This window comes from Paenibacillus sp. 2TAB26, from assembly GCF_052115145.1.
Taxonomy (GTDB): domain Bacteria; phylum Bacillota; class Bacilli; order Paenibacillales; family Paenibacillaceae; genus Pristimantibacillus.
The window spans coordinates 23,687-45,527 of sequence record NZ_JBFRGC010000030.1; the positions used below are offsets into that span (position 1 = coordinate 23,687).

General features: G+C 45.1%; 17 protein-coding genes and 1 other annotated feature. Of the genes, 2 read left to right on the plus strand and 15 right to left on the minus strand.

The window, feature by feature from the left end; translation table 11 throughout:
- Positions 1-62 precede the first annotated feature (62 nt).
- The 8 genes from cobD to AB4Z50_RS28465 are packed head-to-tail and all read right to left on the minus strand — an operon-like array spanning position 63 to position 7,471.
- Positions 63-1,163, minus strand: a complete 1,101-nt coding sequence (cobD, locus tag AB4Z50_RS28430) for a threonine-phosphate decarboxylase CobD (RefSeq protein WP_441884662.1) — start codon at positions 1,161-1,163, stop codon at positions 63-65.
- 21 nt (positions 1,164-1,184) lie between these two features.
- Positions 1,185-1,997, minus strand: coding sequence for an adenosylcobinamide-GDP ribazoletransferase (cobS, locus tag AB4Z50_RS28435; RefSeq protein WP_441884664.1), 813 nt, complete (start codon positions 1,995-1,997; stop codon positions 1,185-1,187).
- The gene (gene cbiB, locus AB4Z50_RS28440) at positions 1,979-2,959 is read right to left on the minus strand and encodes an adenosylcobinamide-phosphate synthase CbiB (protein WP_441884666.1); all 981 of its coding nucleotides are present in this window, start codon (positions 2,957-2,959) and stop codon (positions 1,979-1,981) included. The genes cobS and cbiB overlap by 19 nt, the downstream gene beginning before the upstream one ends.
- On the minus strand, positions 2,956-3,546 hold the full coding sequence (gene cobU, locus AB4Z50_RS28445) for a bifunctional adenosylcobinamide kinase/adenosylcobinamide-phosphate guanylyltransferase (protein WP_441884668.1): 591 nt from the start codon (positions 3,544-3,546) through the stop codon (positions 2,956-2,958). The genes cbiB and cobU overlap by 4 nt, the downstream gene beginning before the upstream one ends.
- 10 nt (positions 3,547-3,556) lie before the next feature.
- On the minus strand, positions 3,557-4,633 hold the full coding sequence (gene cobT / locus AB4Z50_RS28450) for a nicotinate-nucleotide--dimethylbenzimidazole phosphoribosyltransferase (protein WP_441884670.1): 1,077 nt from the start codon (positions 4,631-4,633) through the stop codon (positions 3,557-3,559).
- Between the two features lie 26 nt (positions 4,634-4,659).
- Positions 4,660-5,442 (minus strand): heme ABC transporter ATP-binding protein, encoded by a 783-nt coding sequence (locus AB4Z50_RS28455; protein WP_441884672.1) that lies wholly within the window; start codon positions 5,440-5,442, stop codon positions 4,660-4,662.
- Positions 5,439-6,476 carry a FecCD family ABC transporter permease gene (locus AB4Z50_RS28460; protein ID WP_441884674.1) on the minus strand — a complete coding sequence of 346 codons (1,038 nt, stop codon included), beginning with the start codon at positions 6,474-6,476 and terminating at the stop codon, positions 5,439-5,441. The genes AB4Z50_RS28455 and AB4Z50_RS28460 overlap by 4 nt, the downstream gene beginning before the upstream one ends.
- A 2-nt stretch (positions 6,477-6,478) precedes the next feature.
- On the minus strand, positions 6,479-7,471 hold the full coding sequence (locus AB4Z50_RS28465; protein WP_441884676.1) for an ABC transporter substrate-binding protein: 993 nt from the start codon (positions 7,469-7,471) through the stop codon (positions 6,479-6,481).
- 1,109 nt (positions 7,472-8,580) lie between these two features.
- On the opposite strand from AB4Z50_RS28465, the gene AB4Z50_RS28470 reads away from it, so the two are divergent.
- Positions 8,581-9,024 carry a FixH family protein gene (locus AB4Z50_RS28470; RefSeq protein WP_441884678.1) on the plus strand — a complete coding sequence of 148 codons (444 nt, stop codon included), beginning with the start codon at positions 8,581-8,583 and terminating at the stop codon, positions 9,022-9,024.
- 4 nt (positions 9,025-9,028) lie between these two features.
- On the opposite strand, the gene AB4Z50_RS28475 is transcribed toward AB4Z50_RS28470, so the two are convergent.
- The 4 genes from AB4Z50_RS28475 to AB4Z50_RS28490 form a co-directional block, all read right to left on the minus strand.
- Complete coding sequence (locus AB4Z50_RS28475) at positions 9,029-9,715, minus strand: sulfite exporter TauE/SafE family protein (protein WP_441884680.1); 687 nt, start codon at positions 9,713-9,715, stop codon at positions 9,029-9,031.
- The gene (locus AB4Z50_RS28480) at positions 9,712-11,988 is read right to left on the minus strand and encodes a heavy metal translocating P-type ATPase (protein WP_441884682.1); all 2,277 of its coding nucleotides are present in this window, start codon (positions 11,986-11,988) and stop codon (positions 9,712-9,714) included. The genes AB4Z50_RS28475 and AB4Z50_RS28480 overlap by 4 nt, the downstream gene beginning before the upstream one ends.
- A gap of 94 nt (positions 11,989-12,082) precedes the next feature.
- The gene (locus tag AB4Z50_RS28485) at positions 12,083-13,954 is read right to left on the minus strand and encodes an arginine--tRNA ligase (RefSeq protein ID WP_441884684.1); all 1,872 of its coding nucleotides are present in this window, start codon (positions 13,952-13,954) and stop codon (positions 12,083-12,085) included.
- Between the two features lie 46 nt (positions 13,955-14,000).
- Positions 14,001-14,237 (minus strand) — a binding site (T-box leader).
- Between the two features lie 76 nt (positions 14,238-14,313).
- Entirely contained in the window at positions 14,314-14,850 is a 537-nt protein-coding gene (locus AB4Z50_RS28490) for a hypothetical protein (protein WP_441884686.1), read from the minus strand.
- Between the two features lie 120 nt (positions 14,851-14,970).
- On the opposite strand from AB4Z50_RS28490, the gene AB4Z50_RS28495 reads away from it, so the two are divergent.
- A complete protein-coding gene (locus AB4Z50_RS28495) occupies positions 14,971-15,336 on the plus strand; it encodes a VOC family protein (RefSeq protein WP_441884688.1) in 366 nt (121 codons plus the stop codon).
- Between the two features lie 119 nt (positions 15,337-15,455).
- Here AB4Z50_RS28495 and AB4Z50_RS28500 read toward each other — a convergent pair whose 3' ends face one another.
- The 3 genes from AB4Z50_RS28500 to map all read right to left on the minus strand — a co-directional run bounded on the left by AB4Z50_RS28500 (position 15,456) and on the right by map (position 21,790).
- Positions 15,456-19,889, minus strand: a complete 4,434-nt coding sequence (locus AB4Z50_RS28500) for an endo-1,4-beta-xylanase (RefSeq protein WP_441884690.1) — start codon at positions 19,887-19,889, stop codon at positions 15,456-15,458.
- A 298-nt stretch (positions 19,890-20,187) separates the two neighbouring features.
- Positions 20,188-20,592: a hypothetical protein gene (locus tag AB4Z50_RS28505; protein WP_441884692.1), complete on the minus strand. Its 405-nt coding sequence runs from the start codon at positions 20,590-20,592 to the stop codon at positions 20,188-20,190.
- A 451-nt stretch (positions 20,593-21,043) separates the two neighbouring features.
- Positions 21,044-21,790 (minus strand): type I methionyl aminopeptidase, encoded by a 747-nt coding sequence (map, locus tag AB4Z50_RS28510; protein ID WP_441884758.1) that lies wholly within the window; start codon positions 21,788-21,790, stop codon positions 21,044-21,046.
- Between the last annotated feature and the right edge of the window lie 51 nt (positions 21,791-21,841).

Sequence of the window (21,841 nt, forward strand, 5' to 3'; positions counted from 1 at the left end):
AGAAGCTTATGCATGAGTTTAATTTGGAATGGATAGGAACTTTGCAATTCGTTCAAATTTCCTTATCCGATTTGGTTTTCATTCCATTTCAAGCAATGCTTAAAAGCAGCGATCAGCTGTTCATTTTGCTGCCGAAGTTTAATGGCAACCCGGATATACGTATGATCAAGCCCTGCAAATCTCGATGCATCGCGAATAAGCACCCCCTGCTTGCCCATCTCAAGCTGAAGCATGCTGGCACTGAGACCCGCATCGCTCGGAATCCGAATGAGCAAATAATTGGCCGCACTTGGGTTAACTTCAAAGCCGATCGCCTCAAGCTCAGACATGAGCCAAGGTCTTTCCTGCTCTAACCAAGCAAGTGTACGCTCTGCATAATCCTTCTCATCCAGCACCGTTTCCCCAATCAACTGCGCTAAAGAATTAACGCTCCATGGTATTTGCAAGCGTCGCAAACCGCTTATCGTTCTAGGCATGCCAACGATATATCCAAGTCGAATGCCGGGTATCGCATAAAATTTTGTCATTGAGCGGATGACGAACAACCGTTCATGCTTAGTTGCTTCTTGAACAAGGCTGTACCGTGCTTCATCAGGCACAAAATCCATAAACGCCTCGTCAACTACGACGTAGGCTCCTTTACTTAAGAGTGCTCGAATTAGCTCTGGATCTACGAGCTGACCCGTTGGATTGTTTGGCGAACCGAGCATAACTAATGATCCTGTTGCGGCCGCTTCGCATAAATGCTCGGAATCCAAGCTAAGCTTAAATTGCATGTGAGATGATAATTTAATTTCATACACAGCTCCGCCAATTTTCCGAATGGCATCGCCATATTCATCAAAGCACGGAATGGCAAGCGTCGTTAACTTTGGTTGCAGCGTACGGACGATAAGATCGATTAGTTCTGCCGCTCCATTTCCTACTACGATGGATTGAGCATCAATATTATGTAGTTCAGCAAGCTTCTTTCTTAGGCCGCGAACGGCTGGATCAGGATATTGCTCTATCATATCTGCATAGGTAAGAAGCGCTTGTTTAACGCTTAACGGCGCTCCTAGCGGATTCATATTCGAGCTGAAATCAACAAATTTATGCGCAGGTATATCGAACGCTTCTTCCGCGGTCCGCAAATCGCCGCCATGACCATATCTTTCTAACATTTTACAAAAACAACTCCTTTTCTATTGCGCATATAACCAGATGACCGCCGCAAGCAGCAATAACGCTTCAATCGCTTCGTTCATCGCACCATATGTATCCCCAGTTAATCCGCCAAGCTTCCGATTTAACCATGCTGCTATAAAACCACCACAGCAAATCGTTAAGATGACGATAATAAGCAGCATTATTAATGCTACGTTTGTACCGGTGCCGGCGATCCAAAAAGTAAGGACAGAAAGAATGGCTGCCATCACAAAAGAAGCAGTCGCCTGCGGCCATTTGACCTCATTAAATAAAACAGCAATCCCGTCACCCTGACGGGCATTCGGCCACCCTGCAATAGCTGCACTCATCCAAGCACGGCTCCAAATCGGCGCGATGATAAGCAGTGGTCCATATTGCTCAAAATGGCCACCATTCAGCAGTTCTGCTAATAACGATGCTTTGAGAAGAAGGAGCAATACTGCGGCAATGACGCCCATCGCTCCTACTCGGCTATCCTTCATAATCTCTAGCATACGCTCGCGAGAGCGGTGACTCAGCACGCCGTCTGCAGTATCCATCCAACCGTCCAAATGCAGGCCCCCGCTTAATGCAGTCCATATCGCAAGAATCAGTACAGCACATGGCCAAGCAGGGACAAATAATGCTAGCAGCCACGTACATGCAAGGAGACAGATACCGATAAACGCACCAGCTACAGGGAAATATACGACACTTCGCGAGAGAACAGATCCTTGGAAAGGAACCGTGATGGGAACTGGAAAACGAGTTAGAAATTGAAAAGCAGCAATAAGTGCTTGGAAATGCAGCTTTAATTCACGACGAACCATACGGCGATCACCCCCGCAAATAATATAAAACTAACGCTGTACAGTAACCGCACGCTTAGTACAATATCGTTTGGTTCCAGTTGGCGAGTTGGCCATCCCATCCTTGCTCGTTCACTGATTACGCCAAAATACGAATTCATACCGCCAAGCTCAATGCCTAGCGCCCCTGCAACCGCTGATTCCGGTATGCCGCTATTTGGACTAGGATGAAAATGAGCAAACGTGCGAATGGCAAGCCACGCCTGCTTCGCCTTCATTCTCTGATCAAACAGCGAAGACAGCGTAAGCAAAACGCCAGTTATTCTTGCAGGGATATAATTTAACACATCATCCGTCCGTGCCGAGCACCAGCCAAAATACTTATATTTTTCATTGCGATATCCGACCATGGAATCCAGCGTATTCGTTGCACGGTAGAGCATTGCAAGCGGTGCGCCTCCAATTAAAGCGAACAACAACGGTGACACGAGCGCATCTACCGTATTTTCAGCAACCGTCTCAATTGCAGCGCGCGATGCCTCCCGCTCATCCAGCTTTGCAGTATCTCGGCCTACGATATAACCAACATATTTACGTGCTTCATCTAATCTGCCTTCCACTAATGGATGATAAACGAGCATGGCTGCTTCCTTTAAGCCCTTCACCGCTAGTGTTGTAGAAATAAACCATGCGCTCACCGCATAGCCTAGCCAAGTATGTATAGCATCTGCCGCCCAAATAATGAACCACATTGCGCCGCAGCTCACAACGAGTGTGACAACGGTCAACACTACACCTAAAACTCTTACAGCAGCCGGATGTTCCTTCAATCGTTCTGGAGCAAGCAAACGTTCCAGCAGTCGAATGAGCCTACCTATCCAGATGACGGGATGAGTTGGCCATTTCGGATCACCAACGATCCAATCTATTGCAATGGCTGCTGCTGCGAGGAGCAGGAGCTCCTTTATTGAATAAATCATCATAATTGATCCCAGTTAAAAGCTTGCGATTTCAATTCAACTGGAATGCCTGCGGTGACGAGAAAAACCCGCTCGCATATCGCAGCAATCTGTTGGTTGAACCTCCCCGCCTCGTCTCGAAAAAGCCTGCCTAGAGGATATGCCGGAACAATGCCATCTCCTACCTCATTGGTTACAATGATTAATGGATATGGATAGTTGTTAATAGCTTCGAGAAGTTTCTGCTGCTCCATTTTCAGCCTCGTATCTTCATACGATTCTTGTTCTATTCGCATAAGCCAATTCGTCAGCCATAACGTTAAGCAATCGAGCAATACGACAGCAGGCTGCTGTCCGTTTGAAATTTCTTTATCGATTTGCTCTTTCAATCTGTAAAGCTCATTTGCTGCTTCATGCGGATCTTCGATGGTCTGCCAGCGGAAGCCTGCATCTTCACGATCCTTGCGATGTTTTCCTATTCGCTCGCGCATCTCCGTATCATACGGCTGACAGGTCGCAATATAAAATCCACGGGCTGCAACCCTCATCGCATACTGCTCGGCAAATCCGCTCTTCCCGCTTCTTGCTCCGCCCGTTACTAGAATTGCCATTCACGCTCACCTAACCTTTGGATACGCCTGCACTCTCAAATGTTGCCATTTCATTCATGAGATGGAGCGCAGCGTCTATAAAATGAAAACATAATACAGCACCAGTGCCTTCGCCAAGCCGCATCTCCAGCTGCATCATGGGAAGCAAACCTATCGATTCAAGCAGCTTCAAATGGCCTTGCTCTTGAGAGAGGTGGGAAGCAATCATAAAGGGAAGCGTCTGCTCCGCTATCCGCGATGCGACAAGCGCCGCAGCAGATGAAATATAACCGTCGATGACGACTGGGCAGCCGTTTGCTGCAGCTCCGATAATAACGCCAACAAGCCCTGCGATTTCTGCACCGCCAACCTTAGCCAGCACATCGATTGGATCGACACTAGCGCGGTCCAACTCGTTGACAGCAATTGCGCGTTTGACTACCTGCACTTTATTTGCCCAGCTTTCATCATTTATGCCAGTTCCTCGGCCAACTGATTCCTCAGGAGATAGGCCTGTCAATACGGTCGTTAACGCTGCACTGGCTGTCGTATTGCCAATACCCATTTCGCCTGTTGCAAACAAGCGGCAGCCGCGCTGCACCTGCTCGTTAACCACTTCAATGCCAACAATAATAGCTTGGATGGCTTCTTCGCGAATCATCGCTGGCTGCTTGGCCATATTGGCTGTTCCCCGCACCACTTTACGGCTTACTAGCTGCTCATGCTCCAAATCCGCATTTACACCAATATCCACACAAACAACATCTGCGCCAGCTTGTCTTGCCAGCACATTGACAGCTGCTCCTCCGCTGAGAAAGTTTAGCACCATTTGTGGTGTCACCGCTTGTGGAAACGCACTGACTCCTTCATCGCATACACCATGATCACCCGCCATGACAATAACGGCTTTATGTGACAAATCCGGCCACAGCTCGCCTGTAATACCGGCAAGCTGCCTGGCGATTGTCTCTAGCTTGCCGAGGCTGCCTGGCGGTTTCGTCAATGAATCAGAATGCTTCACAGCTAATTCTGCTGCCTCTTCATTAAATGGTTTGATTTGTTTGATCGTCTCTGCAAGCTGAGTTTCCAATGCATGTTTCAATTTCATAACTCCTTCAAGCGTATTATAAGCTTTTATATTTTCATATTCGGTTGGAGCAATATTTGCGGAGCACCCGTAACAGGATGGGCGATCACAGTTGTATCCGCCTGATAAACCTGCTTAATAAGATCTGCAGTTATGACCGCCCTGGGTGTTCCAGCTGCTGCAACTTTGCCTTCATGAAGAACGACAAGCTCATCGCAATAAAGCGAAGCCAAATTAAGATCATGCAAGACGGCAATAACGGTCAGTTCACGATCACGCTGCCAAGCACGTACCGTATCCAAAAGCTGAATTTGGTAACCAATGTCCAAATAAGTCGTCGGCTCGTCCAATAATATAATAGATGGCTCCTGCGCCATAACCTTTGCCAATGCAACACGTTGACGTTCACCGCCGCTTAGTTGATCCATTTTGCGATGCGATAGCTCTTCGAGTCCCATGGTCATTATCGCTTTATCAATAATTTCCTCTGAATCATGTTTATCGCTGCCAAGCCAGTTTTGGAAAGGGTATCTTCCCATGCTAACAACCTCACGCACAGAGAATCCTACCTGAGGCAAACCGCTTTGCTGCAAAACCGCCATCCTTTGTGCGATTTGCTTTCTTGGATATGCCGAGATGCTCTGCCCCTCGAATAAAACTTCACCTTGCACCGGCTGTTCAACGCCTGACAATACATGCAGCAGCGTTGATTTGCCAACACCATTAGGTCCAATAACACCGTACATCCGCCCTTTTTGAAATGAGCAGGAAAGCTTATTGAGCACAGTCCTCCCTTGCACCGTCTGAACGATGCTGCGCACCTCAATCATAACGCCCCTCCTTGCTTCAGCTTCCGCCGATGCAGCAAATACGCAAAAAATGGCGCACCAAGCAGAGCCGTAACAACGCCAAGCGGTATTTCCTTAGGCGTCAGCGCCATGCGCGCAAGCGTATCAGCCCATAAAATAAATATGCCTCCACCGATAGCCGATAAAGGGGTAATTAATCGATAGTCGGGGCCAACGAGCAAACGAATGAGATGTGGAACCACGAGTCCAACAAAACCAATTACACCAGAAACAGAGACTGCTGCTGCCGTCAGCAAGGTAGAGCTGATTAAGACGATCAGCTTCGTTCTCTCGACACGGATGCCAAGATGCGCTGCATGGCGTTCCCCCAGTACAAATAAATTGAGAGATTGCCCATATGCAAGCAGAAGTGGAAAGCCTACCGCGAGAAAAGGAATAAGCATATATACATGTTCCCAGCTTCTCATCGCAAGCGACCCCATTAACCAGAACAAAATTTGATTCACGACGCCCTCTGAGACGGACACCATGAAGGATACAAAAGCGCCTAAAAAAGACTGGATGATAACCCCAGATAAAATTAGCGTTTCAATATGTATAACACCCTTGTTGCGAGACAACCAAAAAACACCAAGCAGCGTCAAGGTTCCTGTAGCAAAGGCAACTAGCGGTATCGTCCACATGCCAATCGCTGACTGCAAGCCAAATAAAATAATGAATGATGCACCAACTGAGCTCCCCGAAGACACTCCTAGAGTATAGGGATCAGCCAGCGGGTTTCGAAGAACCCCTTGAAAGCCCGTGCCAGCAAGTGCGAGACAAGCTCCAACGAGGACGGCAAGCAAAATACGCGATAGACGTACTTGCGTGACGATCGCTATTTCGGCAGGTGTATAAGGGACTGAGTTATCGGCAAGCCAAGGCAGCTGATGAAGCAAAATACCCCAAACATCTCGAATGGAAATACCAGCCGAGCCAATCGACAAACTTACAACGATAGAAACAGCAAGAAGGAGCATAGCTGCTCCTCCATACCAAACTAATTTATAGGTCATCATTATTTTACGAGATCCGGGTGAATCACTTTCGCAAGCTCCAGCAAACCATCTGCAAGTCTCGGCCCTACACGAACAAGCGGATCCTCCGTTACTGCATGCATTTGCTTATTTTTCACCGCATCAATGACATTCCAGCCTGGACGGCTCTCAATGCCAACAACAATCGGATTCGGCTCCTCCTTCAATGCAGGGTATATAATGAGCTCGGGATTCTGAGTAACAATCGACTCTGCACTCACCTCATACCAGCCTGGAGCAGCTCCAGCAACATTCTCGCCGCCAGCCAGTGCCAGCAATTCGTCAAGGAATGTGCCAGATCCAACGGTCCAGCCTGGGGAAAATTCTAAATACACTTTCTTTTTCACTGCATTCTTAACTGCATCCGAAACTTGTTGCTTCACCGAAAGCATGTGGCCTGCAACCTCAGCCGCTTCGGATTGTTTATTCATAATATGACCTAAATTTTCGATTTTGGCAATAACTGCATCATACGTGAGAGGGTCTGTCGCATAGACCGGAATTTTCAGTTCTCTGAGCTTCGTGATTGCCTCTCCATTCATTGAAGAAGACGCCAGCACGAGATCCGGATTGAGAGCTGCAACAGCTTCAATATTCGTCGTCATATCGCCAACCTTTGCCTTGCTTGCCGCCTCCTCAGGATAGTTGCTTGACTCATCAACACCTACCACACGGTCACCTGAGCCGATTGCATAAATAGCTTCGGTTTCACTAGGAGCAAGCGAGACAATTTTAGTTGGCTCTTGCTCAAACGTAATTTCCGTACCTGTATCATCCTTTAAAGTTAGTGGATAAACGGTCGATTCATTCGCCTTGGATGGCTCGTTAGTTGCAGCTTGACCAGCATTGTTCGTTGTTTTTCCCGGCTCGTTAACTGTGTCCTTATTTGCACCGCATGCTCCTGTGAATACGAGCATCATCACGAGCAGCAAACCTACTAGCGTTTTCATTGTACTTTTATGTAACCTTTTCATTTTCCTTACTCCTCCTGCGTCATATATCGTATTAAAAATAGCATCCCCGACCTTAAGTCAGAAATGCTAGTATACGCTTTTTCTAATTAGGCTAAGCGAACAGCTTCTCCAACAATATCGGATCATGCAGGTGAAGATATGGTGCATCTATCCCCGTCCATCATCTATAAAATGATCCGTTGTTACTATACAACGTCTTGTTCTATTTGTCTAATGACATCCATGCCATACTCATCCTAATTATCAACGTTCTGCTTCACTCATTTGCCGCATAGGTAACGTAATGGGTCTATTTCTTAGCGCGCGTTTTTTTAACCATGATGAGTGCGTTTAGCCTTGGCCTGAACTGAGCAGCAAGATGTAATTTTCAAGAGTCCGGCTCATATTTGAAGCTAACGGACATAGAATCCTCCGCTATTTGGGCTTACGGCTGCTAAAAACTAACTGGTGGAGCCAAATAAGGGGGCTTCTATGTCCTTTACGGTTGCGTATACAGCCAAAATGAGCGTAATAGCGTATCTGATGTCCGTTAGCTTTTCGCAATAGTCACTTCAAACCTCTAACGGACATACATTACGCTATTTTCAACAATCGGGCTCATATTTGAATCTAACGGACATAGGATCCGCTATTTGGGCAAATGGGACCTAAAACTAACTCTTAAAGCCAAATAAGGGCTTCTATGTCCATTACGGTTGCGAAAATAGCAAAAATGAGCACAATAACGTATCTGAGGTCCGTTAGCTTTTCGCAATAGTCACTTCAGACCTCCTAACGGACATACATTCCGCTATTTTCTAGAATTGGGCTCATATTTGAGTCTAACGGACATAGGATCCGCTATTTAGGCAAACGGGAACTAAAAACTAGCTCTTAGAGCAAAATAAGGGCTTCTATGTCCGTTACGGTTGCGAAAACAGCGAAAATGAGCACAATAGCGTATCTGATGTCCGTTACCTCTCCTTGTGACTTCTTCGCCCGTGCTATGCTTTTACTTTCTTCTATCCACTCGTTCCATAAACAGATACTACATCCGGTTCAAACACTCATTCTTTTTATGAAATCTAACAAAAGAATTTGCAACTCATAAAGGAGGTTATTTCCTAAATATGAAAGCAGAACACAAACCAAATTATAATACGCTAAAATTCACTATCATTTTACTGGTTGTGGCAATTGTCGTTGGCATAGTTTTTACTTGGCTCCGTAAAGGCGAAGAATTATCGCCGCCTATGACTGAACATGTATTCGACAAAGGCGAAGCTAAATGGTCCATCGATGGTTATCCAGCGAAGGTGCTTCACAACAACTTATTTAAAATCGAGCTTACTGATCTCTCAGGCGCCCCATTACAAGGAGCTGAGCTATCAGTCAAGCTTGAGATGATGGATATGGTTTGCGGCGATTACGAGTTTAAAATGACGGAAGCTGATCCTGGAACATATACGGGCGAAGGCGTACCACTGATGGCTGGCACATGGAAAGCGACTCTAACACTCAAGACGGTTGATCAAACGTATACCATCGACAGATTACTGCGAGCGGTTCATTAGCAAATTACCAAAGCCATGGATTAATCGACGGAATGACACCATTCACCGCAAGCCCGCGCAAAATCGAGATGACTCCCACAGCAATCGCCGTGACTACACTTGCTTTACGCATAAATCGCCGCCATTTCTTATTAGCAAAAGCAGCGATCGACGCGGCAGCCGCTAAAGCAGGGAAAGTCGATAGCCCAAACAAGGCCATGACAGCCGCTCCTTCAAGTCCTGAGCCAGTGGAGGCTGCCGTCATTTGCATCGCATAAGTTAAGCCGCATGGCAAAAATCCAAAGGCTATTCCAGTTGCGAGCAAATGGAACGTTTCCTGCTTAGCAGAGCGAGAAGCACCGCCTACTAATCTTTTGTGCAGAAAGCTAGACAATCGGTTCATGAGCGGCAGCTGAAATCTCCGCCAAAGCCAGAGCAGCAAGAAACAGCCGCCAATAATGGACGCCAATCCTTGAACCCCTGCAAATTTACCTGCGACATCCACAAAAGAACCTACTGTTCCCATTACAGCCCCTAATAAGGAATAAGAGAGAATGCGGCCTGTATTATATAGAAGCATTGATTTTTTGACTGGCGCTGAGGAATTTAATGAGACGGTTGATACAATCCCCCCGCACATACCGATACAATGAGGTGCGCTGAATAAGCCTGTTAAAATAATGAATCCAATCAGCTGCCAAGTCAGCGTCATCTGCTTGCACCAACCCGGCTCTTGCTTTGCAACTGACCAGAAAGCCGAAGCGCATTGCTTACAACAGAAACAGAGCTAAGCGCCATCGCCGTTCCAGCCATCCAAGGCTCAAGCAAACCAAAAGCAGCAAAAGGGATGACGATAACATTGTATAGGAAAGCAAAGGTTAGATTTTGACGCACATTTCGAATCGTTAATCGGCTAATTCGAATCGCTTCTGGAATGGCATGCAAACGAGAGAACAGCAATGTCATATGGCCAGCGCTAAGAGCTGCATCGGTTCCTTCACCCATCGCTAAGCCAACATCAGCAGCAGCTAGTGCAGGTGCATCATTCCATCCATCCCCTGCCATAGCGATTCGTTTACCGCGACGCTTTAACTGCTCCACCAGTGCCAGTTTGCCCTCGGGAAGCATGGAAGCATGTATGCTTGTAATCCCAACCGCTTTTGCAGCAGCAAATGCCGGCGCCTTGTGATCACCTGTCGCTAGAACAGCGGAAACCCCTAAATTTTTAAGCTCTTTCACTGTCTCTCTCGCATTTTCCTTTATCTTATCGCTAAATGCCATTGCACCAGCAATCTCATCGTCTATTGCTGCATATAGCACGGTTTCACCCAAATCCTCACGCTGCCTTGCGAATGCAATGATATCGACGCTCAAAGCCCATTGGCGTTCTGCTGCAAACCGAGCGTTTCCGATAGCGAAGCGCTGCTTTTCAATTATCGCTTCAACGCCTCCGCCTGGCGTGAAGACATGATGACTGGAAGCCGGAATAATCAGCCCTAGTCTGACCGCCTCCTTCTCAATTGCTCTTGAAAGCGGATGTGTGGAGTCCGCTTCAGCAGCTGCCGCCAATCTCAGCAAAGCATTACGGCTTCCTTTAATAGCTAGTGAAGCACTTATATGAGGCTTGCCTTCCGTTAATGTTCCTGTTTTATCAAAAATGATCGTTTGAATACTTGCCAAACGTTCTAGCGCACCCGCTTCCTTCGTAATAATGCCTTGTTTCGCAAGTCTGCTGGCTGCGATGACAAGTGAGATCGGTGCGGCTAGACCAAGCGCGCATGGACAGGCTGCTAATAAAACAGCAATGCCGCAGATGAATGCTCGGCTCCAATTGCCCGGCTCAAGAAATAATCCCCACATGAAAACCGTTGCTACGGCGAAGAGAAGCATAACAGGAACAAACCAGCTTGCAGCCGCATCTACATTTCGCTGAATGGCTGATTTCGAGCGTTGTGCTTGACGAACAAGCTCCTGTATGCGGTTGAGCATCGTATCATGGCCTGCCGCCTTCGTACGAATGCGAAGCTGCGAGCTTTCATTCCAAGTTCCCGCCCACACTTGATCGCCTTCCCGCTTTGCAATCGGCAGACTCTCGCCTGTTAGCAATGATTCGTTGGTTGCGGAGTGACCGCCGCATACAATGCCATCGACCGGAATCGTTTCTCCAGCCTGTACGATAACAATATCGTCCGCTCTAACAAATTCGGTCTGAATATGTATCACTTCACCTGCCCGTTCAACCGCCGCCGTCTGACTTTGCAGCTTGCCGAAGCCGTCTGATCCGCGCTGCGCCCGCAGCGAGGCGGAAACTTCAATGTATTTACCCAGCAGGACAGCTGTGATTACGACAGCAGAAGTTTCAAAATACAATGGCGGTGCATGAGCAGCCACCTCTGAGAGCGGCCGAAACAAGCCGTTCTGAAATACGACATAATGGCTGTACAGATAGGCGGCTGTCGTTCCAATAACAACAAGCACATCCATATTGGCGCTTCGCTCGCGTACCGCATGATATGCGCCGAAATAAAAAGGCAAGCCTATAGCGAATTGAATAATCGTGGCAAGTATGAGCTGCAGCCATGGAATAGTGAGCCAAGCAGGCAAATAATCAAGCATCGGCCTTAAAAACGGCAGATGCTGCATCATCCCAGTTAATAACGGTACCGTAAGTACCGCTGAAGCAATGAGTCGCAGCTTCAATATACGATGCTCCTTGTGCAAGCCTTCTTTAGCTGTCTCATTAAGCATCGCTTCAAAACCTAATTGCTTGACACGCTCAGCAATTTGTTTCGCTCCGAGCCGCTCAGGCTTAAACTGCACCCAAGCGGTGCGAAGCGGAAAGCTGACGGCAGCCAATTGAACACCATCCATTTTGCTGACGGCTTTCTCTATTCTTGCCGCACAAGCTGAACAGCTCATGCCCTGAACCGCAAAATCTATCGTAAGGTCGCTATCCTCTACCTGATTATCATGTACCTGCTCCATTTGCAGCACCGCCCTTCGTTCATCGCTGTTAATGCCTGTACCTCTGCGTTAAACTATATGACGGGCAAGCCAATTGCATGATTGGAACATCTGTTTACATTCTATTTGGCGCAGGAAGTCCCAGTATGTGAAGTGCATCCTGCATCGTTTGCTTATAACGCTCGGTGAGCCAAATACGCAAGCTTTTCGCTGAGCCTTCAACCTTCAAAATAGGACATGTTGCGTAGAAATGGTTAAACAATGCGGAAAGCTCATATACATACGTACAAAGCTGATTAGGAGACAGCTCCAAAGCGGCAGCTTCTAGCGTTTCTGGCCAATAAGCTAAATGTCTCAGCAATGAATGCTCTTGATTCTCAAGATCGCTAATCTCAGCTAGAGCTTGTGGGTTAAACTCAGTGTCGCCTGCTCTCTTCAAAATACTGCTGGAGCGAGCATACGTATACATCAGATAAACACCTGTATTGCCGGATATTTCGGTTGCTTGATCAAGATCAAACACAACCTCTGTTTGCAAATGAAAACGAAGCAAGTAATAACGAATCGATGCTGCTGCTATTGTACGGCTTGCCAAGCCGCCTTTACGGGATCTTTTTGCGTCTATGATTTGTTCCATTCTTACTAAGAAATCCGCTATTTTTATGCCGATTCCTTGCCTGCCTGACATCGCATACGCATGCTTGCCGTCTGACGTATCGATACCTAAACCATTTGCGGTATTAGGGCTTAATGCAACAACACCATAACTGACATGCTTTAACTGCTCTGCTTGCTCCTGAAAACCCAAAGCGAGCAATGCTTGTTTAACCATAGCCTGCGGATACTCTTGGCGCTGATCAATTACATTTATGACCATATCCGCATGACCGATTTTTTTCCTTACACCACTCGTATGCGTTGACCACAGACCATCAGAAAACTTCTGGTAACGGAAATCGTTATCGAGCAATCCAAACTTCCACAGATGGTAAGCAATATCCTTGGCCGTATAAGTCAAAATTCCGTTTGAGCGAACGAGCACTTTATCTGCGTGGAAATCCGATTGTTCCTCTTGTTCTCCGTTTTCATCAGAATGCTTCAGCACATAACAGCCCTTCAGCTTCCCTTCTGTTTCCTTGCGGAATATTCCCGTTGACTGCAGCAGTTCAAACGCGCGAGCCCAGAAGCCTTCACGCACAATATTGCTTTCCCACACCAGAACATCATACGTGATGCCAAACTGCTTCATTTCCTCGACATGCTCGCGTACAATTCTTTCTGCTACCAACAAGCCCATCCATGCTACATTCGAATGCCCTTCTTCCAGCTCTGCAAGAACCTTGGTACGTTGTTCAAGCAATTCTGGCTGCTCTTTATAAGCTCGATTAATGCTTGAATACGTATCCCAGCAAAAATCCCCAAAACGCTCGTAAGGCAGCACCGACTTTGTCTGAAGAATGCCTACCACCGTATCCGCTAATTGGTTGCCTAGATCATCAATGTAGTTGTGCACCTCAACCTGATGACCCGTCCTTCTGAGCATTCGCGCAATCGTATCGCCTACGCAGGAATTACGCAAATGACCAATATGCGCTGATTTATTTGGATTGATAGATGTATGCTCAACAAGCACTTTTTTGTTAACTGTCGTTTTCTGCGAAGATAGCTGATCTGCATTGACTGCCCACCAAGACCAATTCACATAAAAGTTAAGAAACCCGGGTGAAGCAATTTCAATCTTTTTTATGGATGAGGAAAGACTTGGATGCTTGATTAACTTTTGTTTGAAGTCGTCTGCAATCAATGAAGGTGCACGTTTTAAAAGCCTAGCAAGCTGCATCGCAATATTGCTGCTATAATCGCCATGCGCTAAGTTAACGGGATGCTCGACCGCAATTTTGAGATTTTCAGGTCGCTCTGTACGTCCCTCTTCCAGCATGCCTTGTGTTATTTCTTCAATTGCTCCAATAATCAGCTTATGAATCATTGTAATTCCTCCTATTATCAAAATAAAAAAGGCCCCCGTCTCTAAAATAAGAGACGAGAGCCATAAAGATCCCGTGGTACCACTCTAAGTGCCAAGCCTGATAAGYAGCTTGACCCCTCATTTTCGTAACGGTCAATGACCGGATTTGCCTACTAAGTAACTTCGTTCGTTTCGGCAAACCATTTCATGGGCCCGCTTCATCTAAGACATCCGTACCGGCTTCCACTAACCCGGCTCGCTGCAACTATCGGTCCTAGACTACTGTCCCAATCGCTAATGTTGTTATTTCTAACTCATATGCTTAGAAGTATTTATACAGGAAGTGTATCTCGGTGTCAAGTCTCGCTGCATTTTTCGAACTATAACTTCCATTTGTTCAACGGTTCATCATCCCACACTTGCACTTCGATGTATCTTTCTGGTCCTCTTTCTCCCTTGRCATTCCATTCTTGTGGCAATCCAAATTCTCTTACTACTTCAAAGATCTCGTTCATAGTATAGACCTGACCTCGATAAGGCTTTCCGTCTTGGAACCTCATCGTCGGAAACAAATCTCCATAAGTAAAACTAATCGTATTTGACTCGAAATTCGACATTGGAACTTGCAGTACTTTACCTGCTGGATACCATTCTAAGAGCCATGGACATTTCCCGAGAGTCATATAATGGGGAAACTTCCGAATGGGCATGCCGCCTTTATCTATAAATAAATCTCTTGCTTTTAATTCGAGACTCCGTCGAATTTTCAAATAATCCGTGGACCGTTTGCTGGCGAAGCCTTTATTTTGAACTATGATTTCGTTTAAAACACGATCTGCTTCCTCGGGATTTAAGTCTGATAAATTGCGAAATGGACCAGTCGATTCATCATAGTAGTGATACAAGAATTCAAGCATGCCTATATTCCCCCAATTCATAAAAAGTATAATACTGATTATGGTTGCTTTTCAATATGGAAAATAGTAGAATTCTTTAAAGAACATATGTTCTCATTAATAACAAAGGAGTTGCACCTTATGTTTAAGAAACTAGAATGCGTTTGCATTCACACGATCGAAATTGAGAAATCTCTTGCCTTTTACACTACGATGGGTCTAACTGAAAGCTGGAAAATAGAACGAGCATTAGAGGATGGGTTTGTTTGGAAAATCATCGGTCTAAAATTTCCAATGAAGGACAGCTCTGAACTTGTTCTTAGCAATCATCCTGACAACAAATTTACTGAAGTTGAAATTCTGGTTGAAGATGTCCGTGAAGCACACAACGAGTTAAGCAAAAATGAAGAAATTCAATGGATTAGAACACCCTTTGCTACGGAGTCAGGACATGTCGCTGTATTCGAAGCCCCTGATGGCAACGTTTTCGTTCTAGTTGGAAAATAAACCAAGAGCCGTTAAGAAGAGTTGTATATGGGCCAACCTCGAATGGGTCCAGCACTCATATCCCAACAAACATCTTATCGGCTCTTTTTTAACTCATTTCTATTAGAAATTCATAGAAGTTATTTCGTAGATTTTTGCAGCAACTGATATAAAATGACAGCTGCTTGTGCACGGCTTGCCGTTTGATTTGGTGCAAAGCTGCCATTGCCCATGCCGTTAATTGTACCCGCTGCTTGCAGCATGTCTACAGCCTCTTTGGCATATTCAGCTATAGCTGCTGCATCGTTGAACTGGGCTTTATCGTTCACTTGTTCTAACGGAATGCCCGCTTTCTGCAACGCTCTGTATGCCATTGCTGCCATATCCTGACGGCTTATTTTGTCATTAATGCCGAATGTCCCATCTGACAACCCTGTAACAATGCCTAATTGCTGAGCTGAAGCAACTGAATTATAATACCAAGCGCCTTCCTTCACATCATGGAATGTGCTGATCGCTCCTGCTTGCTTCAGGTTTAGCGTTTGAATAAGCATATGGATAAACTCTGCTCTCGTCACTGAACGATTAGGCTCAAAAGCTTGTGAAGATGCACCCGTAACGATGCCACGAGCTGCAAGCCCGATAATACTGTCTTTCGCCCATGTAACAGAAGTTATATCTTTAAAGCTTACATCGATTGAAACAGCAGCATATTTACTAAAATGAGTCGTAATAAACTTGGCTATACCTGTAACAGCATCGTATCTGCTATTCGCAAGCACTTCAAGCTTCCCATCCTCAGAAATATACAATATGACGATTTGATTTGCATTTTCGCCATTCTTCAACTCGTAAGGCACAGATACATCTACAGACAGACCATTTCCAAACTGGCTTATCATCTTGCCGCCAATGATTAAGCTGAAATCATAAACCGCATTCGTTCCAATCTGTTCACGAACCTCGCTAGACATTGTCTCGGCTGCGATTTTATTAACAATGAGTTCAATATTTCCTGTCGATTCAGTGGCTTCGAATAATGAAATCGGCAATTGAACAGTAGCAAGGCCAGCGTTGAATTCGATGGTTTTAATACCTGCCGTTTTCGCAGCTTGAACTTGCTCAACAGAAATATTGAAAGCGACCTGCTTCGCCTTATCCACAGCTTTAGCCTGGAATTTCAACAAACCGGCTTTAGCATCTGCAATAGCAGCTTTCACATCGGCAGCACTGATAGATGCCTTAGCATTGCCGTTCGCATCTATAGTAACATTAATTTCCCCTGGTTTATTAGCAGGAATGCTGCCTGTGTTGCCGTTGCCGCCAGGATTAGGGTCTCCGCCGCCATTAGGCTTGCCAGCTAATACAAGCACACCGAATCGTGAGGTGTTCTCATAAGACTTTCCTGTTGGATCGTTCCACATCCATACGCTATCTCTTTTACCCGTGCCGTTATCGTCATTGTTGACCTGAAGATCAAAACCAATGATCGTCTCGTTGCTTGGAGTGATCAAATCCAAGTTGATTGCAGCCTCTACAATGTAACCCGTAGCAATATTATCAGTCCCATAAACTGTCTTCGTCACCGAAGTGTAGTTGTCATGAGAGGCATGACCGCCTACCGTATGCAGATTTTTGTAATTAATTCGATATTGACCATCATCACCCTCATAAGCGCTAGTTTTTCCATTGTTTTGGTCTACGAAAACTTCAATGGAATCATGTTCCCATGGGTTTGGACTCGCATCCGACAATTTTTTGTCGGTTACCAAAGCATAAACATAAAGATGCTTATCGTCCCACATCGTATAAAATTCAGCTTTAGATCCTTCGCCGCCTTCTACTTTAACTTGGGTAGCAAGCTTGCTGGCGCTCGCCCACATTGCATCCATTTCACCGTCGAGAATAGGCGTGCCGTATTTTGCAGTTGATACTTTTGTTCCTGAGATAAGCGTCAACTCGCCATAACCGCTGCTATTCTGATCTTGATTGTTTCCAAGATCGCTCCACGAAATGATACTGCCATTCTTGCCATGCTCAGTACCGTCATCTGAACCAGAATCTGTGACGCGAATATCAAAAGATACTTTGCTGTCCACTGCGCTTCCGCTTAACGGAATAGCAGCAGTAATTGTATAACCTTTATTCGTTTCTACAGCGTTAGCTGCCCCTCTTTCAACCTGTACCTTTTTAATTTCATTTCCGCTCTTCACGAACAAATCGACCTTATCACCAGCAAATTTCGATGGATCAGTCACGATTGCCTTTACATAGATATTATTTTCATCCCACAGCACTTTCATAGCAGCTTCTAATACGCCGCTCTTCTCCAATGAAATAGCTGGAATTGTACTCCAGAAAATATCATTGATGTTGCTTGGGTTTGGACTTCCATTTGCAGCATTTGCAGTTTTCTTCACCGCTACCAGCTTCGTTGGATCAACCATTCCCCAATAAGCAGGTTTCGCTTGGAAGTTTTTATCGAAAGCAAATGGCGCGTCTTGACGAGTGACCGGACGATTGTGGAGCCATGTATGGTCGTCAGCGATTCCCCAGAAGGTAACATTACTTATCCAGCCTTCCGGATTTTCAGCTGTCCTGCCCATATCATCCAATTTCTTCAATTCTTCGAACAACTCTTTAAAACGGTAACCTTGTTTGGCAAGCAAATCTTGAGGCACTTCTTGATAGGCATCCGTGTTGTTCGAATAAACCGAGACATCAAATTCAGTTAATTGGTTGTCGAAGCCGGCCTCACCGAACATCTTAATTGAATTCGAAATTTGCTGAATTGACGGTCCGCTAATGTTAATATGAGTTTGGTGGCCAACCGAATCAATAGGCACACCTTCTGCTTTTAATCTCTTTACAAGGGTTAATAAAAAGTTTGCTTTTTGCGGATTATTTGTTCCGTAATCATTAATAACTAGCTTGGAATCCTTAGCCTTTGCATATTTTATCGGGTCCTGCGCATACAACTCATCGAGCAATCTACGCGTTTCAGTAAAGGCAACTTTAATGAAATCTTCGCCTGTTAATTGATACCATAAACTATTACGCATACCATTCGGTCTGCCCTCATCAATGACCTCATTCACGACATCCCAATCCGTCGCGACGTCTGCATATCTTGGTACCACTGCGCTTAAGTAATCTTTTAGCCGACTGAGAACAAGCGCTTTGTTTTCTGGAGTTGGACTCAATACGGTGCCATTATCATCGTTAAACATCCAGTTTGCTGCTTGTTCATGCCACACAAGCGTGTGGAATCGCATGTTTACTTTGTTGTCTCTTGCGTATTTGGCAAGCCTATCCGCACTCTCGAAATTGTAAGTTCCCTTTGTTGAATTAATTGAACCAGGCTTCATTGCATTCTCAGCAACGACTGAACTGAAATGCATATCTAGAAGTTCTCTGCTTTTCCCTTCAAGCTGAATCGGCTCTAGCGCTGCCCCTACTTTGAAATAATTTTGATAAACATCCTTCAGCTTCGCTAGATCTGTCTGAACAGGTAGGGATGTCTTAGGCGGCGGTTCCATCATTAAGACATTAATATCGTCGATATAATAAGCGTCACTTACACCCGAACTTTCAACATAGAAGCTTAAATCTGTTAAATTCGAATTGAAACTAAATGTCCCCTTAAGCTGTACCCAATCTGTCGAAGTTACTGCTGCTGAGGCAATGCTTACCCAGCTATATGAACCACTTGCATCCAGTTCAGCCGATAACTTTATCGTTCTGGAAGCGGAAGGCGTTTCAGTAAGCTTGACGAAAGCTGTAACCTCATATTTTGCATTTCTGGTCATTTTGTCGAATACACTAACGGCCGGCCCGTTCCAGTCCAACGAACGGCCTGTCGTTTTCAAGCTGTATTGGCCTGACTTTTGCTGTTCTTGTGATACCGCTACGGCTACGCCCTCTCCCCTTGGTTTCCAGCCTACTACTGTACCGCCATCAAAGTTATAGCCGAATTCCAATGGCCCAATCGGAGTACCTCCACCACTACCAGGGTTTTCAGTTGGTGTATGATCTACGATCAAGAGATCATCAATAAACACGTCAGCAGTCGACGAAACTGTCTCCAAATACATCGTCATAGCTTTTGAGCCAGTAGGTCTCGTATACGATGTTTTCGAGAAGGTTGTCCAGCTTTGATCATCAATGTTTTGGTTGCCCACGATCCAATCAAAGTTATTCGTTTGATCGGTCATTCTCATCGTAACATGCGCTTGATCTGTACCTGCTCCAAGCTTTACTTTAAACGAAATATCGTAACTATGTCCCTCTTGAAGCAAAGCATTGAGCTCAATGCTCGGGCTGCAGCTAACACTCCCCCGCCCAGATAACTTCAAAGCTTTTGATCCCGTTGCGGCCTGCTCTGAAGAAACGGCTGCCTGCGGAGTGCCTCCGCTGCAATTAAACGGCTGCCAGCTGCCAGCATTTCCATCCTCAAACCCATTTTGAAGCACTGTTGTAGATGCTGCTTGAGCTGTGTTCCCGAATCTTCCTATCGGCGTCAGCATACCGAAGAGCAAAATGAACGCCAATAGCATACTTAACTTCCTTCGCATTTCCATCCCCCTTATCTTAATACGAATTGATAACGCTTACACAAAAATCTTATCAAAGCAGAAAGGAATAAAATACCTGAAGAAATATAGATTGTGCTCTAAAAATAATAGTTATATTTATTACTTTAACTAGAGATTTACAGTTTACAAGGGATGAGTTCCACCCAAAGCAGTCGACAATTATCCGCACAAAAAAGACCCTTATCTCACAAATGAGAAAAGGGTTTAACCATTATTATCATTACGTTTAGTTAAAATCGCATAATACGGAACTGCACATTAGAGAGATCAACAAGCTTTACATACACTTTTGTTCATTCTCTGTAACTCCATTATTATCAACGGTTAACTTCGTGCTCCCAGAAAGGGATTCTGTATAACCGCAAGCAACAGTCTCCTTCGTCATTCCCCTGTCATCCGTATATTTCAAGTATACGGCACCTTCACCTGTTAATTTCAATTGCGGTTTTATTCGAACCGTGTCGCCAGCTTTTATTATTTTTGCATAGCTATGCTTTTCAAGGCTTGAAATAATTCCAGTTTCAACCGAAACGATATCATAATCCGATTGATTATTAATCGTCACAGAGAAGCTCTGCAGCATTCCGAAATTGTCAGTATTTGTTCTAAGCCAGTTGAATAAAAAAATGACAAGCAGCAAAGAGAAAACGCCTAATAACATATATCCCATTTTTTTGCTCAATATGGCTCCTCCCTCTCTTCAAGGTATTCATCTGATTATCGATGCGTTTTTCCGAAATATGCATGAAGACTAACTTCTTCCTGATATGTAATAAGACACTCTTCCTATTAAAAAAGTAACATGTCGTTAAAAAATGTTTAAAAAGAAGGGTGTTTTAAAAAGTTAACTTCGGAATCCATACCCAAGCTTTACATCTATTAATTTTCGAGAAAAGAACCTTCGTTTCCACTTTTACAGTTTATTGGAAGGTTCTTTCTACATCCATAAAGTCTACTCACTCACGCCCTTTTGGGGACAGTTTCTAAACTTAGAATTTTGTTCTATAAAATAAAATAGCCTGTGGCCTGTTGTTCCACTAGGAACAAACAGGCACGCAGGCCAAGTACAATGAAATTTATAGTAGTGGCCATTAGGCCATATTAATTTGCTATAGTCTGTTCATTTATTAAATCTATTGCTCGGTTAAAATAATCGGACCATTTTCTGTAATAGCAAGCGTGTGCTCGTATTGCGCAGATAAACCGCCATCGATCGTTCTAGCCGTCCATCCGTCTTCATCGATTTTGCTGTGGTACTTCCCAGTATTAAGCATAGGCTCAATTGTCAAAACCATCCCGGCCTTTAAACGTGTACCTCGATTCGGCGGGCCATAATGAGGCACTTGAGGCTCCTCATGCATTTTCTGACCAATACCGTGACCTATAAAATCTCTTACAACCGAGAAGCCTTGTGCTTCAGCAAAAGCTTGAATCGCATGAGATATGTCGCCGATTCTGTTTCCGACTACAGCCTGCTCTATCCCTTTATACATGGATTCCTTTGTCACATCAAGCAGCTTTTGTGATGTTTCCGATATATTGCCGACTGCATAAGACCAAGCGGAATCTGCTAACCAACCGTCTAGGTTGACTACCATATCAATGGTTACGATATCACCATCGACTAATGCCCGCTCACTTGGAAAACCGTGGCATATTACATCATTAACCGAGGCACATGTTGCAAAAGGGTAGCCGTGATATCCTTTTTGTTCAGGAGTTGCTCCATTCTTTTGCAAAAAAGCTTCGACAAATTTATCAATCTCTAATGTCGTTTTGCCTGCTTGAATAAATGTACGCAGCTCTCGGTGGCAAGCAGCTAAAATTTCACCAGCTTTTTTCATCTTTGCTATTTCTTCACTCGTCTTGATAACAATCATTTCAATCACCCAATCCTTTACTTCATGGACAATGATGCCTGAAGTATTTTT

What these genes read in the sequence shown, in the direction of transcription:
- cobD (WP_441884662.1), bottom strand. Translation starts at nt 1,163, where the DNA reads ATGTTAGAAAGATATGGTCATGGCGGCGATTTGCGGACCGCGGAAGAA.
- cobS (WP_441884664.1), bottom strand. Translation starts at nt 1,997, where the DNA reads ATGGTTCGTCGTGAATTAAAGCTGCATTTCCAAGCACTTATTGCTGCT.
- cbiB (WP_441884666.1), bottom strand. Translation starts at nt 2,959, where the DNA reads ATGATGATTTATTCAATAAAGGAGCTCCTGCTCCTCGCAGCAGCAGCC.
- cobU (WP_441884668.1), bottom strand. Translation starts at nt 3,546, where the DNA reads ATGGCAATTCTAGTAACGGGCGGAGCAAGAAGCGGGAAGAGCGGATTT.
- cobT (WP_441884670.1), bottom strand. Translation starts at nt 4,633, where the DNA reads ATGAAATTGAAACATGCATTGGAAACTCAGCTTGCAGAGACGATCAAA.
- AB4Z50_RS28455 (WP_441884672.1), bottom strand. Translation starts at nt 5,442, where the DNA reads ATGATTGAGGTGCGCAGCATCGTTCAGACGGTGCAAGGGAGGACTGTG.
- AB4Z50_RS28460 (WP_441884674.1), bottom strand. Translation starts at nt 6,476, where the DNA reads ATGACCTATAAATTAGTTTGGTATGGAGGAGCAGCTATGCTCCTTCTT.
- AB4Z50_RS28465 (WP_441884676.1), bottom strand. Translation starts at nt 7,471, where the DNA reads ATGAAAAGGTTACATAAAAGTACAATGAAAACGCTAGTAGGTTTGCTG.
- AB4Z50_RS28470 (WP_441884678.1), top strand. Translation starts at nt 8,581, where the DNA reads ATGAAAGCAGAACACAAACCAAATTATAATACGCTAAAATTCACTATC.
- AB4Z50_RS28475 (WP_441884680.1), bottom strand. Translation starts at nt 9,715, where the DNA reads ATGACGCTGACTTGGCAGCTGATTGGATTCATTATTTTAACAGGCTTA.
- AB4Z50_RS28480 (WP_441884682.1), bottom strand. Translation starts at nt 11,988, where the DNA reads ATGGAGCAGGTACATGATAATCAGGTAGAGGATAGCGACCTTACGATA.
- AB4Z50_RS28485 (WP_441884684.1), bottom strand. Translation starts at nt 13,954, where the DNA reads ATGATTCATAAGCTGATTATTGGAGCAATTGAAGAAATAACACAAGGC.
- AB4Z50_RS28495 (WP_441884688.1), top strand. Translation starts at nt 14,971, where the DNA reads ATGTTTAAGAAACTAGAATGCGTTTGCATTCACACGATCGAAATTGAG.
- AB4Z50_RS28500 (WP_441884690.1), bottom strand. Translation starts at nt 19,889, where the DNA reads ATGCGAAGGAAGTTAAGTATGCTATTGGCGTTCATTTTGCTCTTCGGT.
- map (WP_441884758.1), bottom strand. Translation starts at nt 21,790, where the DNA reads ATGATTGTTATCAAGACGAGTGAAGAAATAGCAAAGATGAAAAAAGCT.